Annotated in this window: 17 protein-coding genes, 2 tRNA genes and 1 other annotated feature; of the genes, 11 read left to right on the forward strand and 8 right to left on the reverse strand. The window is 42.3% G+C overall.

Features of this window, described 5'->3' with window-relative positions; all coding sequences use genetic code 11:
• Positions 1–24: 24 nt before the first annotated feature.
• Together C5Z26_RS01115 and mscL are read right to left on the reverse strand one after the other, a co-directional pair.
• Complete coding sequence (locus C5Z26_RS01115; RefSeq protein WP_105448200.1) at positions 25–672, reverse strand: deoxynucleoside kinase; 648 nt, start codon at positions 670–672, stop codon at positions 25–27.
• Positions 673–771: 99 nt separating this feature from the next.
• Positions 772–1,152 (reverse strand): large-conductance mechanosensitive channel protein MscL, encoded by a 381-nt coding sequence (mscL, locus tag C5Z26_RS01120; protein ID WP_105448201.1) that lies wholly within the window; start codon positions 1,150–1,152, stop codon positions 772–774.
• A 154-nt stretch (positions 1,153–1,306) separates the two neighbouring features.
• Here mscL and C5Z26_RS01125 point away from each other — a divergent pair, with 154 nt between their 5' ends.
• From C5Z26_RS01125 to C5Z26_RS01155, 7 genes are all read left to right on the forward strand, one after another.
• Positions 1,307–2,128 (forward strand): Cof-type HAD-IIB family hydrolase, encoded by an 822-nt coding sequence (locus C5Z26_RS01125; RefSeq protein WP_105448202.1) that lies wholly within the window; start codon positions 1,307–1,309, stop codon positions 2,126–2,128.
• A gap of 139 nt (positions 2,129–2,267) precedes the next feature.
• Entirely contained in the window at positions 2,268–2,870 is a 603-nt protein-coding gene (locus C5Z26_RS01130; RefSeq protein WP_105448203.1) for a hypothetical protein, read from the forward strand.
• Positions 2,871–3,105: 235 nt separating this feature from the next.
• On the forward strand, positions 3,106–4,356 hold the full coding sequence (locus C5Z26_RS01135) for a sensor histidine kinase (RefSeq protein ID WP_234005702.1): 1,251 nt from the start codon (positions 3,106–3,108) through the stop codon (positions 4,354–4,356).
• Positions 4,357–4,362: 6 nt separating this feature from the next.
• A complete protein-coding gene (locus C5Z26_RS01140; RefSeq protein ID WP_105448205.1) occupies positions 4,363–5,130 on the forward strand; it encodes a LytR/AlgR family response regulator transcription factor in 768 nt (255 codons plus the stop codon).
• A gap of 166 nt (positions 5,131–5,296) precedes the next feature.
• Positions 5,297–5,638 (forward strand): hypothetical protein, encoded by a 342-nt coding sequence (locus C5Z26_RS01145; RefSeq protein WP_105448206.1) that lies wholly within the window; start codon positions 5,297–5,299, stop codon positions 5,636–5,638.
• Between the two features lie 158 nt (positions 5,639–5,796).
• A complete protein-coding gene (locus C5Z26_RS01150) occupies positions 5,797–6,159 on the forward strand; it encodes a hypothetical protein (protein WP_105448207.1) in 363 nt (120 codons plus the stop codon).
• A gap of 480 nt (positions 6,160–6,639) precedes the next feature.
• Positions 6,640–7,335, forward strand: coding sequence for a CPBP family intramembrane glutamic endopeptidase (locus C5Z26_RS01155; RefSeq protein WP_105448208.1), 696 nt, complete (start codon positions 6,640–6,642; stop codon positions 7,333–7,335).
• Positions 7,336–7,423: 88 nt separating this feature from the next.
• On the opposite strand, the gene C5Z26_RS01160 is transcribed toward C5Z26_RS01155, so the two are convergent.
• A complete protein-coding gene (locus C5Z26_RS01160; RefSeq protein ID WP_105448209.1) occupies positions 7,424–7,900 on the reverse strand; it encodes a MarR family winged helix-turn-helix transcriptional regulator in 477 nt (158 codons plus the stop codon).
• Between the two features lie 183 nt (positions 7,901–8,083).
• Between C5Z26_RS01160 and C5Z26_RS01165 the strand changes: the two genes are divergently transcribed.
• From C5Z26_RS01165 to C5Z26_RS01175, 3 genes are all read left to right on the forward strand, one after another.
• Positions 8,084–8,362, forward strand: coding sequence for a hypothetical protein (locus C5Z26_RS01165; protein ID WP_105448210.1), 279 nt, complete (start codon positions 8,084–8,086; stop codon positions 8,360–8,362).
• Between the two features lie 84 nt (positions 8,363–8,446).
• A tRNA-Leu gene (locus C5Z26_RS01170) sits at positions 8,447–8,530 on the forward strand.
• A 258-nt stretch (positions 8,531–8,788) separates the two neighbouring features.
• Positions 8,789–8,861, forward strand: a tRNA-His gene (locus C5Z26_RS01175).
• A gap of 55 nt (positions 8,862–8,916) precedes the next feature.
• On the opposite strand, the gene C5Z26_RS01180 is transcribed toward C5Z26_RS01175, so the two are convergent.
• Positions 8,917–9,354: a hypothetical protein gene (locus C5Z26_RS01180; protein ID WP_234005703.1), complete on the reverse strand. Its 438-nt coding sequence runs from the start codon at positions 9,352–9,354 to the stop codon at positions 8,917–8,919.
• Between the two features lie 142 nt (positions 9,355–9,496).
• Complete coding sequence (locus tag C5Z26_RS01185) at positions 9,497–10,507, reverse strand: hypothetical protein (RefSeq protein ID WP_105448211.1); 1,011 nt, start codon at positions 10,505–10,507, stop codon at positions 9,497–9,499.
• A gap of 166 nt (positions 10,508–10,673) precedes the next feature.
• On the opposite strand from C5Z26_RS01185, the gene C5Z26_RS01190 reads away from it, so the two are divergent.
• Entirely contained in the window at positions 10,674–11,141 is a 468-nt protein-coding gene (locus C5Z26_RS01190; RefSeq protein WP_105448212.1) for a GtrA family protein, read from the forward strand.
• 46 nt (positions 11,142–11,187) lie between these two features.
• On the opposite strand, the gene C5Z26_RS01195 is transcribed toward C5Z26_RS01190, so the two are convergent.
• From C5Z26_RS01195 to metE, 3 genes are all read right to left on the reverse strand, one after another.
• Positions 11,188–11,547, reverse strand: a complete 360-nt coding sequence (locus C5Z26_RS01195) for a DUF1516 family protein (RefSeq protein ID WP_105448213.1) — start codon at positions 11,545–11,547, stop codon at positions 11,188–11,190.
• 69 nt (positions 11,548–11,616) lie between these two features.
• On the reverse strand, positions 11,617–13,473 hold the full coding sequence (locus C5Z26_RS01200) for a bifunctional homocysteine S-methyltransferase/methylenetetrahydrofolate reductase (RefSeq protein ID WP_105448214.1): 1,857 nt from the start codon (positions 13,471–13,473) through the stop codon (positions 11,617–11,619).
• A 13-nt stretch (positions 13,474–13,486) separates the two neighbouring features.
• Positions 13,487–15,793 carry a 5-methyltetrahydropteroyltriglutamate--homocysteine S-methyltransferase gene (gene metE / locus C5Z26_RS01205; RefSeq protein WP_105448215.1) on the reverse strand — a complete coding sequence of 769 codons (2,307 nt, stop codon included), beginning with the start codon at positions 15,791–15,793 and terminating at the stop codon, positions 13,487–13,489.
• 51 nt (positions 15,794–15,844) lie between these two features.
• Positions 15,845–16,085 (reverse strand) — a binding site (T-box leader).
• Positions 16,086–16,459: the final 374 nt, after the last annotated feature.

A 16,459-nucleotide genomic window follows, 5' to 3' on the forward strand; every position in this document is an offset into this window, starting at 1 on the left:
TTTCAACGAGAACCATTTCTTTAATTAAACATTAGTTGGTTTCCGCACCGTGGCTAGCTTAGCATCAATTTGAGCTAAGACAGCTTGTTGGTTAGCGGGATCTTCTAAGTTATAAGTTTGTAGATCAAGCTTCATCTTAGGACTTGCATCGTAAGCATCAAACCATTTACGGTAGGCTGTCCACATCTTATAGTAGTAGGATTCCAATTCAGGATTGTGATCAAATTGCTCGTAATCCCGACCACGTTTTTTGATGCGATAAAGGATGGTTTCAAAATCGGTTTCTGAATAGACCATCAAATCAGGTGCTTTCTTAGGTAATTCAGTTAATTCAGTCATCATATTATCCAACAATTGCAGATAAACATCTAATTCCGTATCTGAAATATTACCTTCAGCGTTGTTTTCGGTCGTAAATAAAGCATCTTCATAGATTGAACGGTCGAGGACATTATTATCATCGGCCAATGCTTTTTTGATCATTGCGAAGCGTTTGTTTAGGAAATAGATTTGTAATAGGAAACCATAGTTCTTAGGATCCGAATAGTATAGTGGCAGAACTGGGTTGTCGCCAACGGGTTCGTAGAAAGCCTTAGTTCCAAGGTGATCGGCAATTAAACCAGTTAAAGTAGTTTTGCCGACCCCAATCATTCCTGCTGTTATTATCACCATGATAGCCCCTCTTTATAGAAAATTGCACTACATATTGTATAACAAAAAAAGTTTCAATACCATATAGACTTTTGGGCGAAACTTTGCTTGGGGTTAAAATTAATGTTTGTTTTCAGCTTGTGCTTTCAATAAATCGCGGATCTCAGCTAAATATTGAGCGGATAAGTCGGGCTCTTCTTCAGCGACTGGTTCCGGTTTAACGAGGCGATTAATAATTTTAACTAAGATAAAGACGACGATGGCAACAATAAAAAAGTTAATGACGGCATTTAAAAAGGCGCCGTAGCGAAAGGTGGCTTCACCGATACTAACTTTAAGGTTAGATAAATCAATCTGGCCTAGAAAAATTCCGATAAAAGGGTTAATTAAGTTATTCGTCAAGGATTTAACAATCGAGGTAAATGCCGACCCGATAATAACCCCGACCGCTAAGTCGATGACGTTGCCCCGAGCAATAAATGTTTTAAATTCTTCAATCATGGTGTAAGTGCTCCCTTCAATTTGTCATTAATAGTATAGCTAAATCTCCTAGGAGACTCAACTGCTTTGCGTTAAATGGTTGAATAAAGCGGTTGCAATTGCCGGCCGACTTCGATAAAGTAAAAGGTAGATTAAGAATTGAGAGGGTATTGGCATGTATAAAATGATCGTATGTGATTTGGACGAAACTTTAATGAACGATGACGGCACGCTTTCGGCGGCCAACGCGGCAGCGATTCAGGCGGCCACAAAAAAGGGTGTGTACTTTGTGCCTAATTCAGGCCGGAGCTATACATCGTTTCAAAATGATTTAGCACAGATGCATTTAAAAGACCAAGCGGATCAATATTCGATCTCGTATAATGGTGGTTTGATTTTGGAAAATGCTGGGAATCGGGTGATGGCAGTAAATGCGATGCCATTTGAAACGGCGAAAAAAGTCTTTGCAATTGGCGCAGCTCATCCCCAAGCGGCGACCCATGTTTATACGCAGGATACCCTCTATATTTATCATGCCACCCCGGATGATTCGGCTTATTTGACTAATCGGGGCGTCACATTCACGGCATTAACCACAGCGGACTTCGATTGTTTCAAGACGGCGAACGTGATGAAAGTGATTATGGCGTTGCCAACAATGGCGCAAAGACGGCAGATGCAAACTGCCGTGGAAGCACAAGTTGATCCAGCCGAATTGGCCGTGACGTATTCTTCGGACCGTTATGTGGAATTTAATCGCGCTGGTGTCAATAAAGGGACGGCGTCGATTCAACTGGGCGCACAACTGGGAATTAAACCCGCTGAAATCATTGCTGCCGGGGATAATAGTAATGACTTGCCAATGCTAACGGCTGTGGGCTTGCCAATTAGTGTAGCTAATGGCATTGCGTCAGTTAAAGCTGCCGCTAAATACGTGACGGTTGCGACTAATAATCAAGATGCGATGGCTGAAATTATTAATAAATTTATCTTGTAAATAAAATAGTAATCGGACTATAATGGTGTGTGTTTGGATTGAAGCTTTTACAAGTGGTATGATAACTAATGAAAATAAGATAAAATCTATAATTTTGCCAGTGATCACTCACTGGACATTAATAAATGGGGGAACGCGCATGAGTGCGATTCAAGACAATTTAGCCCAAGCCATTAAAAACAAACACCTCGTTGAGATCTATGCTAAAGGGACCAACGAACAATTTAGTGTTGGCTATGTGATACAACAAGATGAAAAGTTTGTTTTAGTCGAAACCATTAATGTTGACGGTGAGTTAGATGGACTAGTCGTTTTTCGGAAGGCCACGTTGGCTAAAGTAGTGACTGGGACCGATTATTTAAAGAGTATGGCGACAATCGTCAGTTTAGCGCAACAACGAGGCTATTTCGATGTTTGGAATACCGAACGCTTGGTCACCAAGTTTTTGAAAAAAGAGTCCAAGCATTCTTTACTCAAACAACTACTTAAAATGGCCTTCAAGCAAGACCAAGTCATTCAGCTGTCTGGTCGGATTAAAAAGCACGGTGATAGTTATACTGGCTTTATTCATAGTGAACATAAAAAATATTTGGAATTCAATTATGTGGATTTGTTTAACTTGGCTAAACGGCCCCAAATTGCTGTTCGTTATGCAGAAATTGACGAAGCGAGCTTGCATAGTTTTGAAACTTTTAATATTACGGCTGTTATTGAGCGCTATATGCCCGGTGACTTCCATTAATTAAGTCCTAACACATCGAACTGGTCATAGTTCGATGTTTTTTTGATATGACCAAAACTCGAAAAGATTAGTTAAAGATTGTTAAGTTTCCATCAGATGAAATATACAAATGGTCAGGGATTCGATACAATAAGACTATTGGTTTATCGGTACTCTGGGGAGGGGCTTAATCATCGTTTATGTCTATTGGTATATCGCAGCAGTTGATCATTGGTATTCGGTCATGCTGGTTTTTATGCTACAAATTTTGATTAATCGAGAATTACGGCAACGGCGTGTTTATCTTGCCGTGGTTTTAATGGCAAGCTTCTTAACTGGACTTTACATGTTATATGATAATTATTCTGATATTGCGACTTTTATGGTCAATTTAGGGCTACTGTGGTTTGTTCGGGATAAAAAATATTTTGTCGTGACGAGTTTAACAGCGACGCTCGCTTATATTTTATTTAGTTTCTTTGGTAATTTTGCAACGGAAACAATTTTTCATTTGTGCCACTTAGGTATTGATCAGTGGAGTGGCTGGTTATTTGAAATTGTGGGCGAGACGATTGTGACGGCCTGTATGTTGGCGGTCGCGGTCAGTTTTCAATTGTTGTATAAGCGTCATGTCAAACAATTTCGCGACGAAGTCATGCTCAATGTTATTATGAGTGCGTTAGTGGTCGCAACAATTGCTTTCTTTACGATTGCTACGGCGGCGGACAACTATAACATTGGTTCTGGATTCTTAGGGATTCTAATGTTGATTTTGATTGCCATTCTGTTAATTAACGGTGGAACCTTTATCTATCTTTTTTACAGTTATACGATGCGGGTACAGGCCCATCGGCAGGCGTTAGAACGGCATCAATATGATATTTATGTTAAAAATCTAGAAAATAGCTATCAAAATTTACGTAAATTTCGCCATGACTATCAAAATATTTTATTATCACTAGGAGAATACATCCAAGCAACTGATAGTTCCGAATTAAAGCACTATTTCAATCAAGTGGTTGACCGCTCTAAGCAGAGCTTGACGCGTGACTTTGGTCATTTTGATAATTTAGATCGCATTAAAGATAAGTCGTTAAAGGCGATTATTCAAAACAAGTTTTCGATAGCTCGGCAGGCGGGGATTCAGGTTCGCCTAGAAGCGACCGATACAATTACTGATTTAGCCATTGATCCTGTAACATTAGCGCGGGTCAGCGGCATTTTATTGGATAATGCAATTGAAGCTGTCACGGGTCAAAGCGGTGGCGAAATTGCGGTGGCAATTGTCAAATACCCACGGATGGTTGAATTGCTTTTTACTAATTCGTTACAAGGCCCGATTAAGCGGTTAGACGAATTATTGGTCGCCGGACATACCTCGAAAGGTCAAGGTCATGGTCAGGGATTAGCTACCGTACGAGAATTACTGGATCCCTTAGAAAATGTGACTTTTGAGTTAGGGGCCAGCCAGCAATTTGAATTTGTGATCAGTATTGAAAGTGAGTGAGGGCGCGTGTTAAAAACTTTTGTAGTTGAAGATGATCCCGAGCAATTAGCAACGTTAAAAGCAGTTATTAATAATCACATTATGATTAATGACTTTGAAATGACATTAGCTTTGGCCACGAATCAGGCACAAGTGTTACTGGATTATCTTGAAAAACAAGGGGCGGTTGAAGGCCTGTACTTTTTGGATATTGAGTATCCAGGGCAGGCATTAAATGGCTTAGGGTTAGCGACCAAGATTCGTGAATTAGACGTCAATGCCAAGATTGTCTTCGTGTCAACCCATTCAGAAATGGCTTTTTTAACGTTTGAACGGCGAATTGAACCGCTGGATTTTATTGTTAAAGATTTAGGACAGGCAACAGTAAAGGAAAAAGTCGAGAAAGATATTCGGATTGCATATGCCCGTTACTTGAAGCAAGGGGTCGTCAGCAAGGCCATGTTTGCTTATTCTAAGGGGGGCCAGTTATTCAATCTACCGGTGAACCAGGTTTTATTTATTGAAACTGGCGCTAGTCGAAATAAATTGATTTTGCATTTAGTGGATCGGCTTGTACAGTATAATGGCAAAATAATTGATGAGACGGTGGCGCATCCGGAATTGTTTCGAGTGCATAAGAGTTTTCTAGTTAATCCTGAGCGACTCGTTCGAATTGATAAGCAAGCACAGTTGGGCTGGTTTGCGAATGATGAGACGGTGGCAATTTCTTCACGAAAAATGCATGATTTATTAGTCTTAATCAAACAAGCTCAGCTAACCGTTAAACTAGATTAATAACCTTAATGTAACAAAATCGTGCCACTGATTAAAATAAGAGTGACGTTGGTGCAAGCTATTTCAGGCTTTGCACCTTTTTTAGTTTTTTTGGGACCGAATCGACTATGATAAACCTATCGAAATAATTAGCCATGGGAGCTAGTTATTAGAGGGGGATATAGGAATGAGGCAATTCTGGTCATTAACATTGATGGTACTCGCCGGATGCTTATTAATTCTCGGTTCGGAATACAGCTTGCAAGGTGATGATCACCATTATCGACATCAAGTCGTGGCCAAGATAGTCTATAATCAAAAGCAGCAACAAGCGACGATTACCGGGCGAACCAAGCAAGGTGTGATTGTGACGATTCGTGGCGGTAAGCAGGTCCGACAGGTGATTTCGAACAAACAAGATGGTCGGTTTTTAGTGCGACTAGCCGTTAAAGGTCAAAAACGAGTCGTTGTGCAAGTAAAAGGCTTAAAGGCAGTTGCGTTAACCGTGCCAGTAGTGTCAAAGCGTTAGGTGAATAAGTAATTATGGGTTGATCCGGAAGGAAACTTGCGGGTCTTTTTTTGGCTGTTTTTTGCTAAAAAAGCCTTAAGCTTCTAGTTGATTAGTAGGCGTGCTGATGGAAATACGGTATGGTTAATGGGACAATAAGAGGGAGTCGTGAAATAACCATGCTAATCGTTGGCATTATTCTAATCGTGGGGCTGATTGGAACGGGCATCTTACGGTTTAAGTACCATTACCGTTTATCAATGGGTGCTGTCACCGAGACGGCCTTTGCCTGTGCACTATTAAATATCGGTGTCTTTTTATTTTTTGTTTTATTAGGGCAACTATTTGGGTCAGCTTTAGCGGCTAATACGGTGTATCTATTGATTTATCGGGGATTACAAGGGGGGCTCATCCCACTAGTCGGTATGGGACTGGCCGGCTTTGGTATGTGGCGTGAGCGAGGGCTCATGAATTGGTGGCTGTTACAATTCAATCTATTATTCCTGTTTTTTGATGTGCTATTAGTTTGGTCCACAAGTTGATTTTTTTATAAGTGATTAAATCCTTATGTTTCTAATAACAAATGGAACCATCAGTAATAATTTTAAAATAATTCTAATATTTACAGTGCCTTTTGACTTAAAATTCACAATTTCTTCACATTTATATAATAATATATAAATGTACCTAATAATTATACAACTTGTCCATTTTACTCCCCCAAAGTGGGTGGGCAAGTAAGTACAATCCCCCATATTGTACTTAAACCTAACTCTTTGGCCCTACTGCCCCGTGCAGTAGAGTCATTTTTTTATGCTGTGCGGCCCCCCCAAATGGACGCCAAATTTTTTGGCCAGTTAAAGCGTTAAGTGTGGCAGCCAATTTTATTAGCAACCTAAATAGCATGCATTAAGCATATAATTTTCAATATTTAATAAATTAATATCGCTAAACTTAGACATGTGAAAACGTGTAACTCGCGGATGACTGCGGTAGAATAAAAATTGAAGAGGTGAAGGTTAATGCAAGTGGTTGATCGTGGGTTGAGTTGGCTATGGCGAGTGATAATTATGGTGGGCTTAATTGTTGGGGTGACAGTGCCACCAATGTTATTAAGACTAATTAATACGCTTAATCAGCAATCCGGAACTGACATTTGGCAGCTAGTCCTAATTGTATTGTATTTCCTAGTTTATTTGGGTGTTATTAGTCTGGCAACGGTGGTATACCGACATTATAGTGGCACTTACCGACTAAAACGACTACATCATGAGGATGTTGGCTTCGTCTTTGGCGGTTATTTAGCCATTATTTTATCTGAGGGCCTGCTCCAAATGATCAATGTTTTAGTGTACCAGCAAACGCAGACTCAAAATAATAATGCGATTAAAACATTAATGAGTGGGAGTTCCATTGCGATGTGGCTCATGGCTATCGGGGCAGTTTTTTTAACACCAATAATGGAAGAATTAGTCTTTAGAGGGGCCTTAACGAATTTATTTTTTAAGCAAGAATGGTTAAAAATTGGGTTGAGTGGGTTGGTTTTCGGTAGTCTGCATAGTAGTTCGACTATTCCTAGTTTTTTAATGTACGTGATGATGGGTCTGGTGTTAGCTAGCGTTTATCGGTTATCTGGCAAGATTCAAAATTCGATTATTATTCATTTTTTAATCAATGCCGGTGCGATGGCCTTGATGTTAGGATCGTTACTGCTTTAAAAGCATGATTGCGACCAGGTCCAGTTTTACGACGTAAATTGCGATAAAAAAAGTGGGCTTAGGTTTTATCCCAAGCTCACGCAATTAATTAAAAGTCGTTGCCAGTGTATTTAATCTTTTGGGGATCGGCGTGCTTAATCCGATCGGCCGCAAAGTTGACCGTTTCACGAGTTTCATTGTAAGTCTTCTCGTCCATGCCAAGTAATTCCATGCAAGTATTCACATGAGCAAAAATTTCTGGTTTGGCGTCAATGGCTTTAGTTGAAAGTGAAATGTTAACTTGACGTTCATCATTTTCATCACGATTGCGTTCAACCCAGCCTTGGGTTTGCATCCGCTTAAGTAGTGGCGTTAAAGTGCCACTATCTAAGTTAACGTGCGAGCCTAGTTCCCGGACAGTCATCGGGCTGTTTTCCCAAAGGGCTAACAGGGTGATGTACTGGGGATAGGTAAGCTTGAATGGCGCGAGCGCTTCTGCGTAAAAATGATTAAAGCGTTTGCTGGCAGTATATAAAGCGAAACACAATTGTTCATCAAGTAAAATATTTTTTGTTGGCGTAGCCATTAAACCAACCTCCTTTTTATATTCTATTATATTGTACGCAATTAATTCGTTAATTGCAACTTATATATTGCTTATAGTTATAAAAAAATAAATATAGTTTTAAAAGTAGCTTGAAGACGACTAGTTGGGATTGCAGGAACCCATAATTTCAAGTAAACTTAAAACAAAACGGGAGGTAACGGAATGTTTTTAACAACTGGTGATTTACAACGTTCACATATGATTAAATCAGTCGTATCCGCAACGTCACATTTAATGTTTCAGTCCGATAGCATTGATCAATTTGAACTGTTTGATGATTTAATCGAAAAAGTTAAGCAGGCCCTGATTGAGAAGGCCGAAGCGTTAGACGGCGACGGCCTGATTTATGTTAATTTTAATACTGAAATCGCTCAAATGAGTGTGGCACCACGATTTTTAGTGGTAACCGGGTACGGCACCGTTGTGAAACTCGCGGATTAGCGGGGGAAATGGTTTAAATCTAGAAAAAGGTTTATTTTTAAAGCAAGTTTCGCTATAATTAAGACTGTTGCTGAATAACCACTTGCCCCAGTGGCGGAACTGGCAGACGCGCAGCGTTCAGGTCGCTGTATTGGCAACAATGTACAGGTTCGAATCCTGCCTGGGGCATTTTAGGATAAATGAGAACATTTTAAAAAAGTAGTAATCCCGGTAAATCAACGTTTCTCGGGATTGCTACTTTTTTGATGGTATGAGAAAACATGACATTTTAAACAATCGGTGCACAATCGGTGCACATTTTGAGTACTCAGTCCCACAAAAACGGCGCATTTTGGCCGTAACTACCGACATTCTAAAAAATAAGTAGGTTTAAGTGCCAAAGTAGTGTATACTTAACTTTGTTGGTTATTACTAACTAACTTGTTGGCGGTAGTGGCGAAGTGGTTAACGCACCGGATTGTGGTTCCGGCACGCGTGGGTTCGATTCCCACCTACCGCCCTTAAGCTAAAAAAGCTGGTCACCTGAGCAAAATCAGGTGACCAGCTTTTTTGTGTCAGTCGGCTTGTTTAGTTGTAATGACGCCATTAGGATAAACAAAGTAACTTTGTAAGCGATGTCCACGTTGACCGGTCGCAGTGAGTACGTAAGCATCAACTTGATAGTAATGATGTCCTTGGGCATCCGTACTGATAGCGGGGACGGGTTGGAACAAACGCTGGCGAGGGTTAGCTAACACCTGTTTGACGGCAGCGGCGGCACTAGTGGCGCTGGTAATATGATCATTAGCGGCGGTATACTGCTTGCCAGTACGCTTGGCGGCGCTAGTGTCTTGCGCTTGAGCGTTAACCGTTGCCTCGGATTGACGATTAGCGGCCGCAATTTGGGCGGTCTTTTTTGCCGTAATGTGTGGCTGCACGGTCGCGGCACAACCGCTAAGTAAGCCGACCAGTGCAACTAAACTGACCCAGCTACTTAAATGACGTGCGAACAAGTTGACCATCTCCATTCATTGAACTTGTGAGAGACTAGGATAAGTGGCCGTGGAGATGATTTGATAATCCGCATGAGCCATTATTAAGATACTAATCAGTAAGAGCACAGTTAATAGTAGTTTTTTCATCGGTGCGCTCCAATCATTTCCAGTTAGGAACCCAAATAACGCGATCAATTTGGTCCGAGGTCACGCGAATTTGGTCACCAGTATTAGGACCAGCTTCGACCGCTACCATATAAGCGGTCGGATTACTCAGGACTGTCACGACAGAACCTCGTTGACCATCGACGGTGTCTACCAGACTATAAAGTGGAATCTGATTTGTTGCGACGGCCATTTCATATAAAGTAAATTGTAGAAAGTAGGATTTTTGACTCGTTTTGATTTGTAATGGTGTATCTGCAGCACCATAATCGGGGAGGGCCCGATTTTGAGCATTCGGATCATTCATGTATTGGATTTCGTCAACGGCATCAATTGCCATCTTCCATTGTCCCCCAGTTAAACGGGTTTTGGAGGATAGGGTCATGACCGAGTTGGCATAAATATCAATTACATTGAATGCTTCATTGACTTGCTTTTTGGGTAGGTAGCCAATTACATAGCCATGTTCAGCAATCTTTAGTTCAACCCGCACGGAACGTTGGGCGCCGTCAACTTCTTCCACCAATTGAATTTCACCAATATTGGCGTTGGCGTCGACCCGATATTTTTTGGCATATAAATAGTCTGCTTTTAAGCCGGCTTCATTGTAATTATCATAAGGCTTAAAATAACCGCGTTGACTAGCATCCGTTAGAGCGGCCTCGAAGTTTTTTTGGTAATAGTCCAGGCCAACCACATAAGAGCGGAAGATGGCCCGTGAATTTGCATCAATACGGTGATTTTGGGGACTGTTAGCAGTCTGCGTACTTGTTTTGACTAAACTAGTTTTGAAGGCCGTATTTTGTTGTTGCAATTCAGCAATCGTGGTTTCTTGACGCTGAGTTAATAAAGTTTGTCGTACGAGTTTAGTGCGAATCGTTTTTAATAACATGGCCTGATCGCCAGCAGCGTTTTTAACGCGATGCAAATGGACGCCAATAATCAGTAAAGCAATCAATAATATGCCGGCGAGTAGGCCGAAAATGAGCATCAAATAAATTGTCATAAAATTTCACTCCAAGAATAATTGCAAATTAGTTTCAGTATAAAGGACTGCGCCGACTAGCGCCAATTTTGCGCCTGAACTTGTCAGTTACTAGTCAAATAGGTTATGATAAGCCATAAATGACTTTTAATTATTACTATTTTATAGGAAATGGCGGCGAACGGCAGTGCGAGCGGTAACAAAAATCTACCGGCGATATCGGTATTTCTGGAAATATGCCTTGTTTGGCTTTATGGGAGCGTTAGTGAACGTCCTAGCCTTTTGGGTCTTACATTCGGTATTGCTAGAACATTATTTGTTTTCTAATACGATTGCTTGGATTTTAGCAACTTTATTCAGCTTCTTTACGAATAAAGCCGTCGTGTTCCAATCAAAATCTAAAAATTTTTGGCAAGGATGTCGCGAGTTCATTAGTTTTATGTTGACGCGCGGCCTATCTTACCTATTTGATACATTGTTAATGTTTGTGGGGATTTCAGTTTTATTCTGGGGTCCCATGTTAGTTAAAATTATTGATCAGCTGTTAGTGGGACTGTTCAATTATGGCACGTCACGGTTGATCTTTATGGAACATAATCAAAAAATGCGTATTCGTCAACAACTGATGAAACGACTCAATAATCGCAACGAGTAGTGTTTTGGCCTAGGTCGAAACACTTTTTTAACCACCAAAATCAGGCTTAAATCACTTGCCCAGTCAGTAACCAATGTAACCCGACACCACACAGTAGGGTCAAAAGTAGGCTACTGACTAAAACCGTAATCAATTGGCGGGAGAGATGACTTTCCTGCTTGCGTGCAAAGGCAACCTCAATTAAGCCAATTGACCCAATCCCTAAGACGGATTTTAATAAGGTTAAGGCCCAAGCTTGGCCGACCGTTTTAGTCGCTAAGTAAACGCCACTAATAATTAATAATAAGTAGCCTAATCGACTCAAGATTAAATAACGATTGGCTAATTTAACGGAATGCCGGGTTAACCCGAAGCTAACCATGATGACTAGCCAGAGCCAACTTAATAAATGAATCCATAAAAACATCTTAACGCCTCCAATCAACCTAACATGTCTAATTTTAGCATGAAAGTGTTGTTCGGAGGCGTTAAGATTTTATTTGGTTACCGTTAAATTTTTTTGTTGCACGTAATTGACTAACTTAATGATTGTTTTGAACCGATTAAACGGTGTGACGAGGTGCACGCCGTTAAATTCAGTACAGATGCCATCAATTAATTCTTTAGCGATTTGGAGACCAACCGCGGCTTCGTTGCCATCAAGTTCCGCCTGGGCCATCCGCGCGCGAACGGCTACCGGTAAACGGATGCCATGGACTTCATGATGCAAGAATTCCGCGTTTCGTTTTGAAACTAACGGCATTACCCCGATAAAAACGGGGATTTGTAAGTGACGCGCGCGTAAAGCTGCTGCTAAGTCGTGGACTTTTTCCAAATCAAAGACGGGTTGGGTAATGAGATAGTCGCAGCCATAAGCCAGCTTACGTTCAATCGATTTGGTCGAAACGGTGGTTCGAACGGCATTGGGATTAAAAGCCCCGGCTACCCGAAAGTCGGTGGCTTGTTTGAGTGAATTTCCAGTTGGGCCAATCCCACTATTGAATTGTTTAATGAGTTTCATCAGTTCTACAGAACGGACATCGCCAACTGAAGTGGCACCTGGAAAATCGCCTAATTTAGCCGGATCACCGGTCACCGCTAAGATATCTTCAATGCCTAAACTGTGTAAGCCCATGATTTCAGATTGCAATCCAATTAGATTTTGATCGCGCGTCGTCAAATGGACAATCGGTGTGATGCCGTAATTGAGCTTGAGTTGTGCAGCAATCATGGTGTTGGCGATGCGGACACTTGCCAGCGAATTATCAGATAAGGTGATGCCGTCCACGCCAGCCGCTTTCAACCGTTGCGCCCCTTTGAAAAAATGAGCAGTTGCGAAGTCTTTCGGCGGATCGAGTTCCACTAAAACGGTTTTTTGTTGCGTGACCTTTTTTAAGAAATCATGGTGACCAACAGTAGGGGTCAGGGGCGTCGCAATGGGCGGAACGCCTTGATTTGAATGTGGGACAATGGTGCGACTAACCAGACCGCGTACTAATGCGGCGGTGTGTAAGGGGGTAGTCCCACAACAGCCGCCAATTAAGTTCAAGCCTAATTGGCGGAAGCGCTCCGCATATTCTTCAAAATAACTGGGTTCGCCATCGTAGACCACCTGTCCGGCTTGGTTGGTACCTGGCAGGCCGGAATTGGGATAGACGGCCAACTGGACGTTAGCTGGAATCGGCAGGTTCTCAAACGATTGTGCTAAATAGTAAGGCCCTAACCGACAATTAGTGCCGACCACCGCAGCTCCAGCGGCTGCCAGTTGAATGACTGCATCGGCAAACGTGGTCCCATCACGCAAGACGCCTGGCGCTAACATTGAAACATTCGTGATTACTGGCAGTGTCGTGTGGGCAGTGACAATCTTTAAAGCGGCTAATAATTCAGGCAAATCATAGTAGGTTTCTAATAAAATACCGTCTAAGGCTTTTGTCGCTAATAACGCATTTAATTGTTCCGTTAAGCTAGCAGTGATGGCAGCAGGCGTCGCTTGTTGAACGGTCTGATCGGTATCGCCAGCGAGGCCACCGATAGTTCCGAGTAAATAGACCGGATGATCCGCGGCTTGTTGGGCGGTTACTGCCAATTTGACGGCGGCTTGGTTAATTGCAACGACTTGGTCCTGTAAGTCATACCGTGTTAACTTTAAGCGATTGGCCGCATAAGTGTTGGTCTGAATCACATCCGCACCAGCATTAATGTAAGCTTGGTGAACCCGTAAGATCGTATCCGGATGGGTCAAATTCAGATTTTCAAAGGCGGATGAGAGACCATAATTGCCATATAGTAGGGTTCCCATCGCCCCATCTGCAACTAAGACCCGTTGTTTTAAAGCTTGGCGTAAGTTCATTTTGACCACTTCCTTACTGCACTGACGCCGGTAGGGCTGCTCGAATCGCATTGCGAGCCGCCACCATGTTCTTCAAAGCTGCGACTGTTTCAGGTGCTTGTCGAGTTTTAAGGCCACAATCGGGATTAATCCAAAATTGATGCACATCAATCACCCGTAATGCCCGTTGAATATTGGTTTCAATTTCGGCCACACTGGGAACTCGCGGACTATGGATGTCGTAGACGCCTAACCCGATTGCTTGGTCATAACCAGTCTGTTCAAAGGCACTAATCAATTCGCCGTGACTACGAGAGGTTTCAATTGAAATGACGTCAGCATCGAGTGCTTTGATCGTTTCAATAATATCTGCAAAATTGGAATAGCACATATGGGTATGAATTTGCGTCTCATTGGCAACGCCCGTTGTCGTAATTTTAAATGAATAAACGGCTTCTTGCAGATAGGCTTGCCAGTGGCGGTGTTTGAGCGGTAGGCCTTCGCGGAGAGCTGGTTCATCGACCTGAATCAATTTAATACCGGCTTTTTCTAGATTTTGAACTTCTTGACGTAAAGCTAAAGCAATCTGATTTTGAACTTGCGCTTTCGGTAAGTCATCACGGACAAAGCTCCAATTAATCATCGTCAAGGGAGCTGTCAACATGCCCTTCACTGGTTTATTCGTGAGGCTTTGCGCATACACCGCGGTCGCAACCGTGATGGGCTTCGTGTAAGCAACATCGCCAAAGATAATTGGTGGCCGCACTGCCCGCGAACCATAGGATTGGACCCAGCCATTTTGCGTTGCGTAAAACCCGGTTAATTGTTGGCCAAAATATTCAACCATATCCGTTCGTTCAAATTCACCATGGACCAAAACATCTAAGCCCAGATCGGTCTGTAATTGAATCCAGCGCTTAATTTCAGCTTTTAGAAAGGTTTGGTAGTCAGTTTCACTAAGCTCGCCATGACGCCAAGCAGCTCGCTTTTCACGGACTTTAGGACTTTGTGGAAAGCTACCAATCGTTGTAGTCGGTAGTAAGGGAAGCTTGAGCTTGGCCTGTTGTAAACGTCGCCGAACCGCAAAGGGAGCCTGGCGTTCAAAGGTTTGTTGCGATAGCTGTGCTTCAGCTGTACGGACCGTCTGATTATTGCGATGGCTGGAAGCATTCAGGGCGTGCAAGGCGGCTTGATTTTGATCAAAGGCGGTTTGGACGGCTTGAATACCGTGATTAGCGGCTGTCGTTAACGTGGTCAATTCTTGTAGCTTCTGGTCAGCAAACGCTAAGCCATGCCGTAAGACGGGATCAGCTTGTGATTCATTAGCGGTAGTGATGGGGACGTGAAGTAATGAATTGGCTGGTTGTAACCACAAGTGATCTGTTGGCACTAAGGATTGTAAGGTCTGGACTAAGTCGAATTTTTGGTGCAAATCACTGGCCCAAACGTTGTGACCGTCAATAATGCCCGCAGCTAAAATTTTATCGCTAGGGAAACCCGCAGTTTTTAGGTGCGCGAGATTTTCACCGTGGTCGTGCACAAGGTCTAACCCGATTGCTTGGACCGGCAGTTGGACCACTTGATCATACAAATCTAAGCTGTCAAAGTAAGTCTGTAGTTCAATATTTAACGTTGGTACGGCCTGATGTAAGGCAGTTAAGGCTGTTTGATAGGGGGCCAGTTCAGCTACCGTCGTTGTTTGGACTAATGTTGGTTCATCTAGTTGTATCCAGTGGGCGCCGGCAGCGACTAATTCTTGACAGACTTGCGTGTATAACGGTAATAGTTGCGGTAACAAGGCCGTGATTGCGGCGGCATCCAGATATTGGCCGTGGCGTTTGCCCAGTTTTAAGAATGAAACTGGGCCTAAAATTACCGGTTTACCATCAATACCAAGTTCGGTTTTAGCTTCTTGGTAGTAGCGTAACCAGCGATTGTCGAGTAATTTAAATTGAACGTCATCGAATTCTGGCACGATGTAATGGTAGTTGATGTTGAACCATTTTGTCATTTCAGCGGCGACGACGGTAGCTGTACCGCGAGCAATCGCATAATAATCGGTCAAGTTTAACCGGTGATTGAATGAGCCAAACCGTTTGGGAATCGCCCCAAAGGCGGTCATTGTATCTAAAACGTGGTCATAGTCTGAGTTATCAGCCACAGGAATGTAAGTCACACCCAAGGCTTGTTGTTTCTTTAAATTGATTAAGCGTAATTTTTTAGCAGTGGCGTGAAATTCTGGCGCAGTTAACCGTTGTTGCCAGAAATGTTCCAATAAATGCTTCCATTCTCGATGTTCACCTAAGCGGGGATACCCCAAATTACTACTAATTACTGTCATCTTGACCACTCCTTTAATCTAATTGAACATAAAAAAACGGTAACCGCGTCGCAAAAGGACGAAGTTACCGTTCGTGGTACCACCTTAATTCATCAATATCTCATGATATTGATCTTATCCCGTACATATCATACGGTAGCGGGGTAACAGTGGCTGGCTGTCATCACTTGGCAAAAAGCTCAGTGGTGCCGTTTAGAGGCCATTTTCGTTGCATCGTTGCCTGGCTTGTTTTGCACTAATCCAAGCTCACTGTTCAGGACGACGCAATTACTTTCCTCATCAAAACGTTGTTATTTTTAGGTTGCTTAGAAAATACCACCTAAATTAACTAAAGTCAAATCTAATTTTAATCATTTAGCCATTTTTATCAGTCTAACCTCATCATACGAGCGCCTCGTTCACGTGACAGAGCAGGTTTTTCAAGCTTTTTTGGCTTACTAGATAGTTAAGCCCAATCATTAATCTAACTGACGCCTTTAAAAGGAAGATCGTAGCGGGTTCCTAAGTGACTCATTGCACAGCAATGAGCAATTTAGGAACCCCATTTTTTCGAGCGACCGTACGCTGACCAACGGTGGTTAGTCATAAATTAGTCATATTATTTTCGAGATATGGTTATAGCTTTAAACAAAGTTATTGCTAGGATATTGTTTGAGCCCACTTAAG

The sequence above is a fragment of the Lactobacillus sp. CBA3606 genome (assembly GCF_002970935.1).
Lineage (GTDB): Bacteria > Bacillota > Bacilli > Lactobacillales > Lactobacillaceae > Lactiplantibacillus.